14 protein-coding genes are annotated in these 16,430 nt (G+C 58.6%); 5 read left to right on the forward strand and 9 right to left on the reverse strand.

The annotated features are described in order from the left end of the window. Positions 1-44: 44 nt before the first annotated feature. Entirely contained in the window at positions 45-1,043 is a 999-nt protein-coding gene (locus HFP54_RS21310) for an aldo/keto reductase (protein WP_168566712.1), read from the forward strand. A 63-nt stretch (positions 1,044-1,106) separates the two neighbouring features. On the opposite strand, the gene HFP54_RS21315 is transcribed toward HFP54_RS21310, so the two are convergent. The 4 genes from HFP54_RS21315 to HFP54_RS21330 form a co-directional block, all read right to left on the reverse strand. Continuing rightward, entirely contained in the window at positions 1,107-3,746 is a 2,640-nt protein-coding gene (locus HFP54_RS21315) for a PVC-type heme-binding CxxCH protein (RefSeq protein WP_168566713.1), read from the reverse strand. 132 nt (positions 3,747-3,878) lie between these two features. After that, positions 3,879-4,724: a hypothetical protein gene (locus HFP54_RS21320; protein ID WP_235952148.1), complete on the reverse strand. Its 846-nt coding sequence runs from the start codon at positions 4,722-4,724 to the stop codon at positions 3,879-3,881. After that, positions 4,724-6,187 (reverse strand): GumC domain-containing protein, encoded by a 1,464-nt coding sequence (locus HFP54_RS21325; protein WP_168566714.1) that lies wholly within the window; start codon positions 6,185-6,187, stop codon positions 4,724-4,726. Before HFP54_RS21325 ends, HFP54_RS21320 begins: the two co-directional genes overlap by 1 nt. 125 nt (positions 6,188-6,312) lie before the next feature. Next, positions 6,313-7,749: an oxidoreductase gene (locus HFP54_RS21330; protein WP_168566715.1), complete on the reverse strand. Its 1,437-nt coding sequence runs from the start codon at positions 7,747-7,749 to the stop codon at positions 6,313-6,315. 263 nt (positions 7,750-8,012) lie between these two features. On the opposite strand from HFP54_RS21330, the gene HFP54_RS21335 reads away from it, so the two are divergent. Further along, positions 8,013-8,867: a helix-turn-helix domain-containing protein gene (locus HFP54_RS21335; RefSeq protein ID WP_168566716.1), complete on the forward strand. Its 855-nt coding sequence runs from the start codon at positions 8,013-8,015 to the stop codon at positions 8,865-8,867. A gap of 63 nt (positions 8,868-8,930) precedes the next feature. Here HFP54_RS21335 and HFP54_RS21340 read toward each other — a convergent pair whose 3' ends face one another. Then, positions 8,931-9,266 carry a FliM/FliN family flagellar motor switch protein gene (locus HFP54_RS21340; protein ID WP_145293163.1) on the reverse strand — a complete coding sequence of 112 codons (336 nt, stop codon included), beginning with the start codon at positions 9,264-9,266 and terminating at the stop codon, positions 8,931-8,933. 266 nt (positions 9,267-9,532) lie between these two features. Between HFP54_RS21340 and HFP54_RS21345 the strand changes: the two genes are divergently transcribed. Continuing rightward, positions 9,533-10,306: an NRDE family protein gene (locus HFP54_RS21345; RefSeq protein WP_145293161.1), complete on the forward strand. Its 774-nt coding sequence runs from the start codon at positions 9,533-9,535 to the stop codon at positions 10,304-10,306. A gap of 6 nt (positions 10,307-10,312) precedes the next feature. After that, complete coding sequence (locus HFP54_RS21350; protein ID WP_168566717.1) at positions 10,313-11,164, forward strand: alpha/beta hydrolase; 852 nt, start codon at positions 10,313-10,315, stop codon at positions 11,162-11,164. A gap of 41 nt (positions 11,165-11,205) precedes the next feature. Here HFP54_RS21350 and trkA read toward each other — a convergent pair whose 3' ends face one another. The 4 genes from trkA to HFP54_RS21370 form a co-directional block, all read right to left on the reverse strand. After that, on the reverse strand, positions 11,206-12,552 hold the full coding sequence (gene trkA, locus HFP54_RS21355) for a Trk system potassium transporter TrkA (protein WP_168566718.1): 1,347 nt from the start codon (positions 12,550-12,552) through the stop codon (positions 11,206-11,208). Between the two features lie 9 nt (positions 12,553-12,561). Further along, positions 12,562-12,753 (reverse strand): hypothetical protein, encoded by a 192-nt coding sequence (locus HFP54_RS21360; RefSeq protein ID WP_146415952.1) that lies wholly within the window; start codon positions 12,751-12,753, stop codon positions 12,562-12,564. A gap of 63 nt (positions 12,754-12,816) precedes the next feature. Further along, positions 12,817-13,458 (reverse strand): DUF6677 family protein, encoded by a 642-nt coding sequence (locus HFP54_RS21365; RefSeq protein ID WP_235952149.1) that lies wholly within the window; start codon positions 13,456-13,458, stop codon positions 12,817-12,819. A gap of 226 nt (positions 13,459-13,684) precedes the next feature. After that, entirely contained in the window at positions 13,685-15,232 is a 1,548-nt protein-coding gene (locus tag HFP54_RS21370) for a HEAT repeat domain-containing protein (RefSeq protein WP_168566719.1), read from the reverse strand. Positions 15,233-15,593: 361 nt separating this feature from the next. Between HFP54_RS21370 and HFP54_RS21375 the strand changes: the two genes are divergently transcribed. Continuing rightward, on the forward strand, positions 15,594-16,262 hold the full coding sequence (locus HFP54_RS21375; RefSeq protein WP_168566720.1) for a PEP-CTERM sorting domain-containing protein: 669 nt from the start codon (positions 15,594-15,596) through the stop codon (positions 16,260-16,262). Positions 16,263-16,430: the final 168 nt, after the last annotated feature.

Here is a 16,430-nt window from a genome sequence, read left to right on the forward strand (position 1 = left end):
GTCTGGTCCTTCCATTTCACGCACGACGCACCATTGCTTTGAACATGAATCATTCTGACGCTTCTTCAACGGACCTTGTCCTGGCCGATGGCAGCAAGTTGCCAAAGGTTGGTTTGGGATTTTGGAAGATTCCCGGCGACCAATGCGATCAAGTCGTCTCGACCGCAATCGATTTGGGTTATCGCCATTTCGATTGTGCTTGCGATTACGGAAACGAAGCGGAGATCGGTGCGGCGATGTCCAAACAGTTTTCCAGCGGATCGATCAATCGTGACGAACTGTGGGTGACCAGCAAGCTGTGGAATACGTATCACCGCCGGGAACACGTTCGTTTGGCGGTGGAGAAAACGCTGCGGGATCTGCAGCTGGATTATTTGGACCTGTACCACATCCACTTTCCGATCTCGCTGGAATTTGTTCCCTTCGAAGACCGATATCCGCCCGCTTGGTTCTTCGATCCTGATGCGGAATCACCGGCAATGAAGCCGGTCCAAGTTCCGATCCGCGAAACATGGGCCGCGATGGAAGAACTGGTCGACGCAGGCTTGGTCCGACACATCGGGATTTGCAATTTCGGCGTCTCGCTGATCCGCGATCTGATTAGCGATTGCCGCATCCGGCCCTCGGTGCTGCAGGTGGAACTTCACCCCTACCTGACGCAAAACCATCTAGTGCGATACGCGGAAAGCGAAAACATCGCCGTGACGGCGTTTTCACCGCTGGGTGCAAAGAGTTATCAACCGCTGGGAATGGCCGAGGCATCCGATTCCGTTTTGGACCATTCGGTTGTGCAACGTATCGCGGAAGAAACCGGTCGATCCACCGCTCAAGTCGTCTTGCGGTGGGGCGTGCAACGAGGCACGGCGGTGATTCCCAAAAGCCAGCAGGCGGCGCACCTGGCGGACAACCTGAATCTGTTCGATTTTGAATTGACCGAATCACAAATGGAATCGATCAGCGGCCTGGATCAACACCGCCGGTTCAACGACCCGGCCGTCTTTTGTGAAGCCGCGTTCAATACGTACTATCCGATATTCGATTGATCTCTCTGGATCCGATCGGAACGGACAAACGGCCGCGGTGTTTTCGGAGCGATGCGTTGATGTCTACTTGCGGGATGCCAAAAACGCGATCAAGTCACGAAACTCTTTGGCCGTCAGATTCTGCTCCAACCCGGACGGCATCACCGATCGGCGTGACGCCTGGTAGTCTTCGACGTCTTCGCCCTCGATGCGTCGCATCACGCCTTCGGTCGACATGATCTCGATCGCGCCACCGGCTTTCTGGTCGATCTGCAACCCCGTCACCACCTGACCGTCGGCGGTTAAGATCGTCCAGGCTTGATACTGCGGTGCAAAGTCCGCCGACGGATCCAACACGGACCGGATCAATTGTGCCCGGTCGACTGACAAAGCAATACGGCTAAGGTCCGGACCCAGCGTATCGTCACGTCCGGAAAGTGAATGACATTTCGCGCACGTCGCGTGGTTACTAAGAAAAACTCGACGCCCTGCCGCAGGATCGCCTCCCGACGCTGCGTTTTGCAACCAGCCATCAAGATCATTCGGTCGATCGCCGGCGGGCCGGCCCAAAGCCATCGCGAAGTGACGCGTGATGGCATCGGGTGACACCAATGTGGATTCCAAACGACGTTCCGCGGCAGCTCGCACGATCGGATCGGCAATGAAGCCCCGCAGCGTTCGCGCCGCTTCCTCGGCCACACTGGGCTGTGCGTCATCAAGCAACGACAGCAATGGCTTTGGTTCCACCGCCGGATCGCTTGCCAGCATCAACAGTGCTTCGCATCGCAGTTCAGACGACCGTGATGAATCCATCGCAATGGTCATCAAACACTCGCGTGACCTTCGGTCGGTCATCTTGCCCAGAACACCGATGGCGGCCATGGCGGCGGAGTGATCGGTCGAATGGGCCGTCTGGATCAATCGCTCGGCCGTCGAATCAGTCAACGGCGGTTGCAGTCGCCTGATTGCAATCGCGCGGACGGCCGGCTGGATGCTGGAATCCCAGGCGATTCGGCGGATCAAGGTTCCCACATCCTTTCTGGGCAGCTGTTTGGCTTTGACAACGCGCCGGTCGAAGGCTTCGGAGAATTCAGACGTCAAGATTTCCGTGGTCGCCAAAAAGGTTTCCAACAGGACAGGCGTCGTATTGGCGGGACGGATGGAGTCTTCGATTCGGTCTTGAAGATCCACCAAACGATCTTCGCCGGCCCAAATCAGTGCGGCACGACGGATGATCGGGCTGGCATCGGTCAAAAAGCCATCGGCGACCCGCATCGCTTGGTCGGGTGAAAGCGTCGCTCGACGTGATGCCAACAACGACGCCAGACGAAGCTTCGGGTCCGATGACACGGCCAGCTTTTGCCGCAACGCTGAATTCTCCGGTGCAGCAAGCTGCATTACACCAAGGTGATTTTGGAAGGGGTCTGCGGCACTGAGTGCATCGATGATTCCTTGGTTTGATTCCGCAATCGTTTCTGCTGCTTGACGAAAACGATCACCGGCATCGTTCGATGATCTTGAGCCAAACATCGGGCGTGGCAACATCGCATCGGTCCTGGTTCGGGTCGATGACAGTCGCCAGATGCGGCCGCGTCCGTGATTGGGATAATCCACCTGGACCCAATCCGTGAAAAAGACATCGCCACCGGGTCCGACATCAAACGCCACCGGACGGAAATCCGCGTTGCCCTGAATCAATCGTTCGACGTCAGCAGTGATGGAGATTCCCTTTGGCCGCAATCGATGCCATTCGATTGTGTTTTCTGTCCAGACGCTGACTAGCAAACTGTCGCGATACTTCGTCGGAAAATTCGTCCGCGACAAATCCAACAAATCACACGGTGCTTCGCCGGTGCCACTGATGTAGGGCAGGGTCCCCGGCGGATCGCTCAGCGGATCACCGTCCCAGCCTTGATACGGATGGGTCCCGCTGCCGCCGTGAAGCGAACGGTATCCGTAATCACCACCCCGAACGACATGAATCAGTCGATTCGGTCCACGAGCATCAGGATCATTGTCGACACACAGCAGCCGCCCACCGCTGTCGAACTTGATTCCAAACGGATTCCAAAATCCGGTCGCGTATTCGATCAATCGCCCGCCATCGGCGTCAGAGCGCATGATGTTTCCGCCATCACCGTAGCCGCGAACTTCCGTGCCGTCGGAACCCACCACACGGTACGCTTGGCCACCCAGATTGCCTCGCGAAAGGAACAGGTTTCCGTCGGCATCGAACGTGATCCCCAGCAAAGCGTTGTGCGAATAGCGTCCTTTGGTTTTGACATCAATGATTCGCTGCAGCCCGTCACTGCGGCCATCCTGATCACGATCGGGCAACCGATAGACCGACCTGGCACACACGGCATACAGATCTCCCACCGGCGAAAACGCGATCGTCAATCCTTGTACCAAGCCATCGGCAAAGAGGGTGACCGATTCGTAATCGCCGTCGCCGTCTTCATCGGCGAAAACCTTGATGCGATCCGAATCGGGCCCCGGATAATCGGCCGCGGATTCGTGGGTATGCGATTCCAAGACGAACAAGCGGCCCGAGGCAGCAATCGCCAGACCGATCGGCGTCACGATGTCCGGGTCCGACGCGATCAACGTCAGCCGCAGATCCGGATCGGCCACCATGGGTAAGGTCGTGTTGTCGACGGCCGCTATGACGCCGGCAAACCACCCCCAAAACCAGCAAGCCCCGATTCCGCACAACCAACGCATGATCCCACCTGCACCCGAAAAGGCTCGTCTGCAACGAATTCCCATTTATCGGCGACACAGGGTGTCGCCTGGGCTGCCAGAGATCTTATCGGATGTCACCGCGGTGCATCTGATTGCGCCCGGGCCGCGGGCTCAAGTCGAAAGTGGCGGATCAGGCATGTTCAGCGAACCTTGCAAGCGACCGGCCAAGTTGGTCGTGATGATCTTTTGCCAGATTTTGCGTGACAGCCCCGTGGTCAACTGTTCGACTTCGCTGGCGGCGGCCACCGCAACAGGGTCATCAAATCGCGTGATGTACAGCGCCGCAATCTTCCCGACCAACGACAGCATTTCGGTGCAGTAATCCAGATAACGTTTCAACTGCAGCGGCGTCATTGTCGTCCGTGGCGAATGATCCGTGGCCAACCAATTGGGCATGGCCCGTTCGGGATCCTTGGTCAATTGGTGCATGTCCACCACGTGCGCCAAAGAACGCAATTCATGAATCGCTGTCAGAGCACGCTGACGTTTGATGCGAGCTTCCAAGCTGATCAGAAAATAGATGGCGGCCGTGATGAAGATCATCGCACTGATGCCGGCATCAAAGGTTTGGATGATGTCGGTCAACCGCAGTTCGTCCGTATCGACGCCGAATAGCACGATACTTTCGACCACCGTGCCAATGATCAACGCGAACAAGACAAAGGCCAACAAGTATCCAGACCAGCGGATCGACGGGATCGGCCGGCCAATCAAATCCGACGTCTGCGATGCCGACTGGGCCACTTGCAGCAGTTCGCCACACAAGTTGGCCAAACCGGAATCGGGAAAGCGATCCTGGATCCGCTTTTCCAGTTTGGCGACGGTATCGACGATGCGATCGTCGCGCAGAATTCGATAATCGCGCTGCGAAGCGTCTCGTTTTTTCGCCGGCACCGTCGGCGGTGCCGGCGTTTGTTCGACAATCGTCACATCTTCGCTGGCGTCAGAATCGTTCATCAGGTCCGCGGCTTGGCGCGTCGATCATTTGGAAAACTTTGACCGCTGCCGCCCTCGCTTCCGGACGCATGATCCGATGCGCGGCGACCGCCCAGGTAATCGCTCCAGCGACGACCGTAGGTCTTACCCGATGGCCCCGGTGCGATCAAGAAAACGATCCCAAGACCGAACATCAGCCCGGCGGTCGTCGAGCCGGCGGTCAGCATGGTTCCCGACATACTGATGGGTGAATCGCCGACCTGGGGTGGCCCCAGTTCGGCGATCAGGTTCGTCGACAACGCGGCCGATCGACTGGCTCGTGCTTCGGCCAGGGCGGCTTCGGCCGCGGCAAATTGCTCGGTGCGGTTTTTCAGTTGTGCGTCCAGCTTTGCATAGGTCGCCCGGATTTCGGCCAGGTGAGCCAGCTTCTTGGTCAAGTCGGCTTCTTGCTGACGCAAACGATTGACGCGGTCTCGCGCCAGTTTCAGTTCCGGTTGCATCCCGCGAACCACCGCCGCGGCCTCCTGTTGAAGACGACGTTTGATTTCTTCTTCGACGGCCATGGCGACACGCCGTTTGGGGTTCAGCACGGTGTGATTGCCCGCCAGCTTGCTGGTTTCCAACTGTGCGTCGATCAAGCCTTCCTTCAATCGTTGCAGCGAAGGTTGGCTGGACATCAATTCGTCACCACTGATCAACAGCTTTTGTGGATCCGATGCCCCGTCGACCAACAGCTGATGAAAGGCTTCCAGCTTGGACAGCGCCAATTCGGCCGCTTGCCGGTCGCTGGTCGTCGTTTCCAAGGTTCGCCGGCTGGTTCCATCACCGCTGATCGTGTCGTTCAGGTTTCGCAGTTCGCCCAAGTCGATCCCGGATTTGACTTCGATCTCTTGGATCATCGTCAACGCTTCGTCCAGGTTCTGTCGCGCCAGATCACGCGCGTGGGTCAGTTCGACGATGATGCTGTCGGCACGGACACGACGCACCTTTCGCAGTTGTTCGGTCAAGTTGTCAAACAGGGCGTTGCAGAACGCGACCGCGCGGTCAGGCTTCTTGGCTTTGACCGACAGATAGATCACTTCGCTGCTGCCGAATTCGCTGCCCTGGGGGGCGACGAGATTCACGCATTGGTCGGCCACCGTTTCGATCGTTTTGACGCTGGGCCAATCGTCGGCGCCGGACCGTTTGTCGGGGCCGATCTGGCGGAGGGCTGCCGCAACCACTTCGGGATTCTTGGCCATTTCCAAGATGGTTTCTTGGGCGGCTTTCAATTCATTCTGGCTGGCGAATCGCCCCAGTCGGTCGACCGAACCGGTCGCCTCGTCGCGGATCACCAAGGGCTGTTTCGCCGACCAAACGTCGCTGCTGAACAGGGAATAACTGAGCCCGAACAGTCCGAACAACACCGCGGCCCCGCCCCACAAAGGCGAAAACAGAACCAAGACGTTGCGGATGTGCTTCCAAGGAATCGGTGCAGCTGACATGACCGTCGACAAACTAGCGGATGAAACAGAACCTCTGTCGAAACCTAGGTTGCAATCCGCGTCACGTCGGGGGGGAATCCACGAAGCCAGTGGATGTAAGCCTCAACGACGGCTGATAACGATTATCAGGATTCCGCCGACGCCTGCTTGATCTGCTTCAACTGATCTCGTTCGGGGCGGTCCTTGTAAAAACGGTCCAGTGGATAACACCCGCTGACCATCCCATTGCGTGGTGCGGTGGTACAGTCACTGAACGTGCGACAGACCTTCTTACGCTGCCATGCTTGACCGGTCAGCACGTCGTCGGGAAGTTCGGGATATGACAAGACCATTCGCCCCAGACCGACACTGTCGACCATGCCCTGACGAACCACCGCCTGGGCAACACCGGGTAACCAGTCTTGAAGATACGTGTAGCCCGATCCGACCAGTGTCATGCTCGGGTGCATCCGCTTGAGCGCCGCGGTGGCTTGGATCTGACGTGTCACGCCGACCAACGGGTCCTCGGGCGGTTGGTAACCGTCGCTGGGCGGAAAATAGGCCGGGCGTTGGATGTGCGGGTTGTAGTAAGGGCTGCCGCATGTCGTACAAACCATTTCAATGCCCAGTGATTGCAACAGTTCCATGAACTGGCCCGGTTGCGACAGATCGATCCCCAAGCCTTTTTCATCGCCGCCAAAAGCCAAGCGTGGATCCCCGTCGGCATCGGGAACACCGATGCGGTCGTCACCGGGCACATAGGGCAGAAAATCAAACACGCTGACGCGGACGCCGATCTTCATGTTCCGCGTCGCCGATCGAATGCCCTGGACAATGTCTCGCAAGAATCGGGTTCGATTTTCGAAGCTGCCGCCGTACTTGCCGGACCGGTCGACGCCGGACAGCAATTCATGCCCCAGATATCCGTGACAGTGTTTGACGTCGACGAATTGGAACCCAATCTTTTCCGCCATCACGCTGGCTCGGATGAAGTCGTCGACCAGGGTCGATAGCTCATCATCGGTGATCAGGCCGGAATCGTCTTTGATCCCCAGACGCCGGTCCAGCGCCGGGTTTCGCTGTGCCGCTCGTGGTTCGGGTTGATCCTTGCGATTGGGCCGCGCGAATCGTCCTGAATGCGTCAACTGCAAACCGACCAACAGATCATCGGTGCTGTCAAAACGTTCGGCGTGGGCGTCCAACAACGTTTGTCGCAGGTCGGCGATCGACGACAGATTGTCATCGTTGATCAACAGTTGATTCGGGTTGGCGCGACCGTCGTGGCGGACCGCCACCGCTTCACCGCCCCACATCCACTTGGCACCGCTGATCCCGAAATTCTTCCAGCGGCGATGCGTCAAGTCCGTGGGCTTGCCGTCGGTCGTCCCGTCCCAGCCTTCCATCGGCAAAATGCAAAACCGGTTGCCCACCGTCAGCCCATCGACGTCAAAACGGTCCGCAAGTGGGCTGTCCGGTCCCGAGGCGACGTCGGCGTCACAGGGCAAATCCAGGCCCAATTCCAACAATCGGGCGGTGAAAGCATCGTGGGTCTTCAGGCTGGCGATTCTTGGATAAGTCGACATCGGCGTGGGCATTGGGACAAGCGGCAAGCCGGATCGTGAACCGGCGGGGCGGACAGTGGCAGCGGCATGATCGTACTTGCCCCGGCCGGGCAGGTCTTGGATGATCAGGTGAGACCCGAAATTGGCAATTCGGGCAACCGGGCGTTACAACGCGGCCCAGCCGATTTCCGTCATTCGATTCGCCGCGGGTCGGCCTGCCACCAGAAACCGCTGACACTCGCGTCAGAACCTAACGATTCTTAAACCCCCGAAAGGAAGCCTCGTTGTCGGATCGACGCACCAGCCGTCCGGTCGATGAAGTGTTGCCGGACTTCGGCGTCTTCGTTTTCGAGAGCCACCACACCGGTGACTTTTCGATGGACTTTCGGTCGCATCGTTTCGTCAAGCTGATCTACGTGCTCGAAGGCGCTGGCAAGCTGGAAACCCAAACCATTACCAAGCCCTTTCAAAGTGGTGATGTGATCGTGGTGCCGCCGGACCTGCGTCACCGCGTTGTCGATGCACCGGAACAGCCCAGTCGTCTGTACGTGGCCTGCATCAGCTTGAGTCTGTTGCGATTCGATTCGGCGATCGCCAAACGGTTCGCGTTCTTCGTGTTGGGTGATCCCCATCTGACCACCCGCGTCGCGGTCACCATGCGGCGGATGGTTTATCGCCAGCAGACCCTGGACGATGCCATCAGCCTGTCGATGGTCGCCGACGCCCTGCGGTTGCTGGAATCAGTTTTGGATCCGCGGACCCATGTTCGCAAGCGCGTCGCGCGGGGCATGACGCGGGACCAAGAATCAATGCGCCGCTATGTCAGCTATTTGGAAGACTATTTCTTCGAAGCCACCACGATCGATGAGGCCGCGGCCAGTTTGGGGATGTCACGGCGGCACTTCACGAAATTGTTCAGCCAGCAAACCGAGACGACCTGGTTGAACTTCGTGCGGGGCAAGGCCGTCGACCATGCTAAGAAACGCTTGCAAGACACGTCGATTCCGATCGCCTCGGTCGCCTTCGAATGCGGGTTCAACGATCTGACGACGTTCTATCGCCAGTTCAAAAAGCATGCCGGTATGTCACCTGCCAAGTACCGCCAGCAGTCCGGCCAGGCGGATGATTCCGATCGCTGAATCCATGCCATGGGGCGGCAACCGACCGCGCGATGACGATCCATTCGTTTTTGACGGCGTTGATCAGTCTTCGACGACGGGGCGAATGATTTCGCGAATCCGCATCCCAAACTTGTCACCGATCTTGACGGTTTCACCGCGTGCGATCGGATGGTCACCGGCTTCCAAAGTCAGCGGTTCGTCACAGTGGGCGTCGAACGTCAGCATCGAACCGGGAACCAGAGAAATCACCCGGCTGAGCGGCACACGTGACCGAGCCAGTGTCACGGTCAGAGGCGTCTGAATCCGCAGCACGCGATCCTTGTATCGCGACACCTGCGAATCACCGCTGGGCGCCGCGTCAGGCTGCACAGCGGCGTCGATTGTGTCGGAGTCGATGGAATCAGACGTTTCGGACATCGTGGGGTCCTGCCAAACGGGCGTCGACGACGGTCAGCGTCAATGGTGTATCGGCCAAAAATGCGGTGTATCTTGCCCAGAATGCAGAAAACGGCCTCATTCGCCCCTAAAAACACGTCCATTTCCCAACAAAACCCCCTAACAGAGGGTGGGGTACGCCTCTTCGCGGAGATAACATTGGACCCGTCGAATCGAGCTCCGGGGCAACCCGGACCGTGCCGGCCGCGAAGATAACTTCACCGATCTTTGAAATTGAAAGCTGCGAGATGTGCTTACTGGCCGTTCAGTACCGTCTGGTCCCCGAAAGCCCCATTTTGGTTGCCGCCAACCGTGAGGAATACATCGATCGCCCCAGCCAATTACCTTCCATTCAATCTGGGAAACCTCGTGTCTTATGCGGCATCGACCAAAAAGCCGGCGGCACTTGGTTGGGCGTTAACCAGAATGGCTTGTTCGTCGGACTGACCAATCGTGCGACCGCATCGCCGTTGTTCGGTCAACGATCCCGCGGTTTGCTTGCATTGGATTTGCTGCGATGCACTTCGGCTAGCAAGGCCTTGGCCAAAGCGGAAATGGAACTGGACAAGACGCGGTACGAAGGCTGCAACATCATTGTGGCCGACGCCCAAGCGGGCTACGCGATCTATGCCGAAGAACAAGTTTCGGTCGCTCCCTTGCAGGAAGGCCTGAACATCATCGGTGCCCGCGACTTGAATGACCCGGAAGACCAACGCGTGCAAATGGCACGTCGACTGTTGACGCTTCAGACGCTGGATTCGCCGGTGAAGTTCCTGGCCGTTGCCAGCCGCGTTTTCGCTCGTGCCCCGGTCGGCCCGGGTCGCCCCAGCATGGTCGTCCGCAACGGCGATTACCAAACGGTCAGCAGTTCGCTGATCGCTTTGGGCGTCAAGCCTCGCGATGCGATCTATCAATTCAGCAGCGGTGCGCCGGATCAGTCGAAGTACGAGGACTATTCACCGATGCTGCGTGATATCCTTAGCCGTGGTCTTCGTGAAGCACGCACCAAAGCAAGGGTATAAATCGCCATGATCCGCACCATCGCCGTCGTTGTTTGTCTGTTCGGTTTCGCTCCCACACTGCCGGCCGACCAGGCATCTGGCGGCGACGGATCGTCGGTGACCGAAGGATCGTTGATTTACAAGACGGTCGACGGACGCGATTTGCGGATCGACTTTACCCGACCGGCCGATTGGACCGCCGAAGACCAGCGTTCGGCGGTCGTCTTCATTCACGGCGGCGGTTGGACCGGTGGCAAACCGGGTCAGTTCAGCCAGCACAGCTTGGAACTGGCTGATCGCGGTGTGGTCTGTTTTCGCGTGGAATATCGGCTGTTGGATAAGAAGTCGAAGCTGCCACCGATCACGTGCACCGAGGACGTTTCCGATGCCTTTCGATACATCCGCGGTCACGCATTGGAATTGGGCATCGATCCGAATCGTATCGCGGCCGGCGGCGGCAGTGCCGGTGGCCACCTGGCGTCATTCCTTGGCATGATGGATGACGTCGCCGTTGACGGCGTGTCACGTAAGCCCAACGCATTGCTGTTGTTCAATCCGGTTTACGACAACCGCCCGGGTCAGTGGGGCGACGCCCGCGTCGGCGATCGCGTGAAGGAATTTTCGCCGTCGGAAAACATCACCAAGGACGACCCACCGGCGATCGTGTTTTTGGGTACCGAAGACAAGCTGATTCCCGTTGCCACGGCGAAACGTTTTCGCGACAAGATGACCGATGCGGGGCTGCGTTCGGAACTGTACTTGTACGAAGGCGAAGGCCACGGATTCTTCAACGCCGGCAAGGGCGACAATTCGGCGTACCGATCGACGACCGATCGCTCGATAGGCTTTCTGAAGTCGCTGGGTTGGTTTGACAACTAAGCCGTCTTGATGATCCGGCCCGTTCCAAAACCGGGCCTGCATCAGCCACGGTCGAACAGTGGCAAACACTCGCTGGCGGCGTCTTGATCGACCAAGGCTACGACGATGTCGTCGGTCTGTAACGTGTCATCGGCACGGGGAACGCGGACAAAACCGTCCCGCTGGAATCCGGCGATCAAACAACGTCCCGCCAATGGCAAATCGGCCAGCGGGGCCTGGGTCACACGACTGCCTTCCATCACTTCCAGTTCGCAGACCGCGATCTCGCCGTTGGGCAACTTTCGCTGGCTGATGATGGCGCCTTCGTTCAAGAAGCCCAGGATTTGTCGCGCGACGACGTCACGTTCACTGACCGCGCGATCAATCCCCAATTTCCCGACCACGTTTGCATAGTCGGGACGCCCGACCAGACACAGCACACGCGATGCCCCCAGTTCGCGTGCTTCAACGCCCGCCATGATGTTGTTTTCATCGTTGCCGGTGCAGGCGACAAAGTAATCGACTGTTCCGGCACCTTCGTCTTCCAAAATGCTGCGTCGGTTGGCATTGGCGTTGACCACCGTGACCTCGGGCAACAGCTTGGCCAGGATATCGCAGCGGTGTGCGGCCAATTCCAACAAAGTCACCCGATAACCGTGCGAACACAACGACGCGGCGACGTGGTATCCGGTTTCGCCGCCACCGGCGACCATGACCTTTGATGCCCGTTTTTTCCCCGTTGATCCGCTGAACAAGTCGCGTGCTTTGGCCACATCGTCGGGCATCCCGACCAACGATACACGGTCGCCGGGGCGAGTTTCATCGGCACCGCTGGCGATCCACATTCGGCCATCGCGGGCGATCGACCCGACACGCACGCCGCTAGGCAACTTCAGATCAGTCAAACGCTGGCCGGCCGCATCGGCGCCGGTCGCTACGTCCAATTCATAGACTTCCAATTGACCGCGGGCAAAGTGTTCCAGCGGGATCGAATCGGGGTTGCGAATGGCACGCGCCAGTTCCAACGCGGACAGTTGCTCCAGACTCAGCAGGCTGTCGATTCGAAAATGGCTTTGGTAATCAAACGTGCTCAAGTCACGAAGGGCCGGCGCATAGACCCGCGCGATGCTGCGGCGGGCCCCGAGCGCTTTGGCCATGCTGGCGCCCACGATGTTGACTTCGTCGTCGCCGGTCACGGCCAAGCACAGGTCGGCGCTCAGCACATCAGCTTGGAACAACAGCGTGGCCTGCGATGCGCTGCCCTCGATCGCACGGACGTCCAGTTCACTGTTCAACCGACGAACGTTTTCCGGATCGTTGTCGATCACGGTCACGCTGTGCCGACGTCGACACAGCATGTCGGCCACCCAACGTCCGACGGTTCCGCCACCCAAAGTCAATACACGCATTGGTCGGCCCTAAACGACGTATTCCAGAATCAGCAATACGACAAAGATCAGCCCCATGAATCCTGCGATCCATCGAGCAGTGCCGGCAGCGTGACGCAGAACCAGATTCATGTCCTCGTGGCGCGTCGCGCCGAACACCAAAGAGATCGCGATCAGCAACGGCACGAAGTACAGCAAGTAGGTCGGCGAGATCGAAAGCATGGATGCGGGCCTGAATGAAGGACGGCTTGTCGTCAGACTTGAGCGGCGGAAAGGGACAAGCGGCTAAGCGGACGCCGTGGTCGCTGGTTGCTGCGATCCGTCGCCATCGGGTTCGGCCGATTCATCCCCGTCGTCCTTGGCCCGCTCGCGCCCTTTGCGACCGCTGATCGGAATCGACAACGGCCCTGCGTAGGCATCGTAAATCACCAGGATGTTCAACAACCCAGCGATCATTGTGTACCAGGTTCCCATTTCATAACCGGCACCTCGCCGGGCATACCATGCGGAAACCTCGTCGGCGTTCTTTTCGATCACCGGTCGATGGGGCGGCGCCATGAACCCATTCCAAAGCGGTTGGTAGCCGTCCAGAGTGCGCCCGGTCATCGGATCGGTCATCCGCCGCATGCGGTCGCCTTGAATCAAGGCCGGCAGGGCAGCGGCACCAACACCGGCTTGCAAGAAATAATGCCAACGCTTGTCGCCCGGTTGCCAAGACGCGTAGACGACATGATTGCCGCCCAAGGCGAATCCGAGAATCCAAATCATCAGAATGCTGATCACGAACAGCCCGCCTTTGGCGCGACGTCCCTGGTAAAAGTGCCCCGCACCGGGGATCAGCCAGGCCAGCAGCGCGGCCAGATGTCGGTTGCGTAGGTCGACCAATTGGCCGTCGACCTCGATCACGTTGGATTCTTCGTTGGTCATCGGAAGCAAGTGCCGATTCGATCAGTCGTTTTGATTTTGTCCGGACTCCGATCACGCGTTTTGGCGCACCGGTCGGCTGGACGGAAAGACGCATTGTGGGTCAAACGCCGCTTGGGCGATAGACGAATGGCTTTCGCAGTTTTGCGGCCGATCTTGGCGGATTTCCTCGCATGACGGCGTCATTGCCCGCACGCTTTCGCGTGGCCGCAACCGCGATTGAAGCGGCTTATGCACCGGGATTGAAGGTCCGCAACATTTTGCGGCCCTTGTACAGATTGAACACGTCGCCGCTCTGCAGCGGTCGCTGACGCCCGGCAATGGGCTGGTCGATCGTTTCCAGACCATCGGTGACCACCCGACACTCGGTTTCGTCCCGAATGGCGCGAAAGATCCCGGCGGTTTCGTCCAAGAACAACCCCAGCAATTCCGGCGTGGCGTCTTCGTAGCCGGCCCGATCCAAGTGATCTCGATAGGCGGCCATCAGACGCTTTTGAGCCTCGTTCAACTGGTCCGCTGCGACGGTAAAAATCTCGTCGTGTTCGGCGTGCCAGCCGGCGTAGATCGCAAAGATGTCGTCGACCGGCAGATCCGCGACGTCCGCGGCCATGGCAAACGTCACCGGCCCCACAATTCCGATGTTGCTGTATTGGCGATCGCCGAAGTTGTATTCGAACCGGACCAAATGGACGTCGATCGGATCGTCAAAGCTGGGCCACATCATCCGGCGACTCTCGATCACTTCGACTCCGGTCGGCGGCACGCCCATTTGTTGCGGCTGGGTCAGCCACAGCGCCATTTCGCTTTCGGCCGATGCGGTTTCGGTGCGCTGGTCGGGATCCACGTCATCGCCAAAGCCAAGTTCATCGGCGTACTGGATCGCCCGCAGCCGTGCGGCGGGTTCGTCGGTCAACTGCAGCAACCGCTTCTTGCCCAGATCGTCGTCCATGCGGGCAAGCGCCCCCGCGGCCTCACATTGCACCCGTCGGTGCTTCAGCTCGATAGCTTGGTTCAGCTTGCCGATGGACGATTCGTCACCGATCAGCCCCACCGCGTCGCACAACGACACCGCCAGGGCCACCGATTCGGACAAGCGATTCTGAACCGTTTCGACGTCGTCGCCGAACGACCGCGGATCTTCTTCAAACCGCGACAATCGTCCGCTGACTTCGCCCAGCAAGTGATTCAGCACCGTCAACTGATCGGCGGCCGGATGCCGGTCCACGCGACCTTTGCGGCACAGAAAGTTGGCCAAGTCCAACACCGGTGCGGCCATCGCCGGCGAACTCAGGCAGTCCAGCAGATCGGGGTAGACGGCGTCGACGTTCCAGCCGTCTCGCTGCATCAACGGCCCCAAGATCTGTCCGGCCTGCATCCAGGTCTGTGGAGGCCGCTGGCGGAGCTGGTTCACCAGAACGCCCAGCGACGCATCGCTGCCGCGGGTGGCCAGCAGCTGCAGCAACAGGAATTGGTTCGGCGTGACTTCGGGGACCGCGGACAGGATCGTGCCGATCCAGCCGTGGGCCAGTTTGGCGAACTCGGTGTCTTCAGGGATCGATTCGATGCCCGCACGTGCCAGCCGCAAATGGATCAGACGGAACAGGCCGCCAAGGATCGCCGGATCGCTGTCGGCCAGCCGCTGCGGGTCGGCCGCCATCGACCGCAGAAGCGCCGACACATCCAATTCCAAATCGGCGGCCATTTGCCCCAGCCGCACCCCCGCTTCGGCGGGATCAACGTCGGAGCCAAGCAGACCGGAAAGCAATTCAGTTAACAAACGATCAGATCTTTTTCGTGGAATACGCCGGCGGTGAATCTCCGGCTTCGCAATACATCAGCCACGCCAGAGGTGACGCGGGAGTCGTCAGGTACAGCATGACGGAACGCTGGACAGGCTACGAGAGGCATGGCAGCGAAGAAAGGCCCTGCTTGACCACCAATTTGACGACATATGAACTTCAAGAACTCGAATCTGTCGCGATCGCGACGACACCGCGATTTGACGTTTGTAAGGATTACGTTAAGTTTACCGTGCCCCCGCATTTTTACATTGCGAACTATTCTTTCGCACTTAGTCTGTTGTCGATACGTCGCCAGGACACATCTTTACCGTTTACCGAATCTCTGAAGAGTCGGCCATGAAGAAACTGCTGTTTATTGTTCTCTGCTGTATTACCGCAAAAATGCAGGCTGCAATCGTCATCAACGAATTCGACTCGGACACTTCCGGTGTTGATGCGTTGGAGTTTGTTGAGCTTTTCGGCGATCCCAACATGTCGTTGGATGGGCTGTCGATCGTAGGAGTGAACGGAAGCGATGACCTGACGTATGATTCATTTGCGTTTGATTTGGACGGATTCTCCACCAATAGTGATGGCTTATTCTTGATCGGCAATGCGGCGGTAGCTGGTGCTGATATTGTGTTTAGTGGCAACGGCCTACAGAACGGGCCCGATGCAATCGTGCTCTTCACTGGAAACATCTCCGACTACCCCAACGACACTGCCCCGCCGACAGGTGCGATGCTGGTCGATGTGGTTCACTATGGCACTAATGATAGTGCTGATCCTGGTCTTTCTGCCTTGTACCCATCGGCGTCCTACATTGATGAAGGCGATTTAGGGGACAAGGACACTGACTCGATCGGCCGATCGGTTGACGGAGCGGGTAGCTTTGTAGTGTTCGACACGCCCACTCCTGGCGCATTGAATGCGGCTGCCGTTCCCGAACCCTCCAGCGTTGCTTGCTTGACTTTGCTGGGTTGTGGAGCGGTCTACCGCCGAGTGCGTCGCAAGAAGGTTGCCTGAGGCGGGCTCAATCGCGACTTTTGGCGAGTGTGGTTGCTGACCGCGTGCGTTCAAACAGTTTTTCCACGGCCGCGAAGCCATTTCGCGGCCGTTTTTCGTGCGCCCAGCGATCCCCCCTCCCCGCGTGAGTTCGCTGAAGCTCACTTCGCGACCCTCCCGGAGGGAGGG

It is taken from the genome of Crateriforma spongiae, from assembly GCF_012290005.1.
GTDB classification, from domain to species: domain Bacteria; phylum Planctomycetota; class Planctomycetia; order Pirellulales; family Pirellulaceae; genus Crateriforma; species Crateriforma spongiae.

Coding starts and splice junctions, on each gene's coding strand:
- HFP54_RS21310 (WP_168566712.1), top strand. CDS start 45: ATGAATCATTCTGACGCTTCTTCAACGGACCTTGTCCTGGCCGATGGC.
- HFP54_RS21315 (WP_168566713.1), bottom strand. CDS start 3,746: ATGCGTTGGTTGTGCGGAATCGGGGCTTGCTGGTTTTGGGGGTGGTTT.
- HFP54_RS21320 (WP_235952148.1), bottom strand. CDS start 4,724: ATGAACGATTCTGACGCCAGCGAAGATGTGACGATTGTCGAACAAACG.
- HFP54_RS21325 (WP_168566714.1), bottom strand. CDS start 6,187: ATGTCAGCTGCACCGATTCCTTGGAAGCACATCCGCAACGTCTTGGTT.
- HFP54_RS21330 (WP_168566715.1), bottom strand. CDS start 7,749: ATGTCGACTTATCCAAGAATCGCCAGCCTGAAGACCCACGATGCTTTC.
- HFP54_RS21340 (WP_145293163.1), bottom strand. CDS start 9,266: ATGTCCGAAACGTCTGATTCCATCGACTCCGACACAATCGACGCCGCT.
- HFP54_RS21345 (WP_145293161.1), top strand. CDS start 9,533: ATGTGCTTACTGGCCGTTCAGTACCGTCTGGTCCCCGAAAGCCCCATT.
- HFP54_RS21350 (WP_168566717.1), top strand. CDS start 10,313: ATGATCCGCACCATCGCCGTCGTTGTTTGTCTGTTCGGTTTCGCTCCC.
- trkA (WP_168566718.1), bottom strand. CDS start 12,552: ATGCGTGTATTGACTTTGGGTGGCGGAACCGTCGGACGTTGGGTGGCC.
- HFP54_RS21360 (WP_146415952.1), bottom strand. CDS start 12,753: ATGCTTTCGATCTCGCCGACCTACTTGCTGTACTTCGTGCCGTTGCTG.
- HFP54_RS21365 (WP_235952149.1), bottom strand. CDS start 13,458: ATGACCAACGAAGAATCCAACGTGATCGAGGTCGACGGCCAATTGGTC.
- HFP54_RS21375 (WP_168566720.1), top strand. CDS start 15,594: ATGAAGAAACTGCTGTTTATTGTTCTCTGCTGTATTACCGCAAAAATG.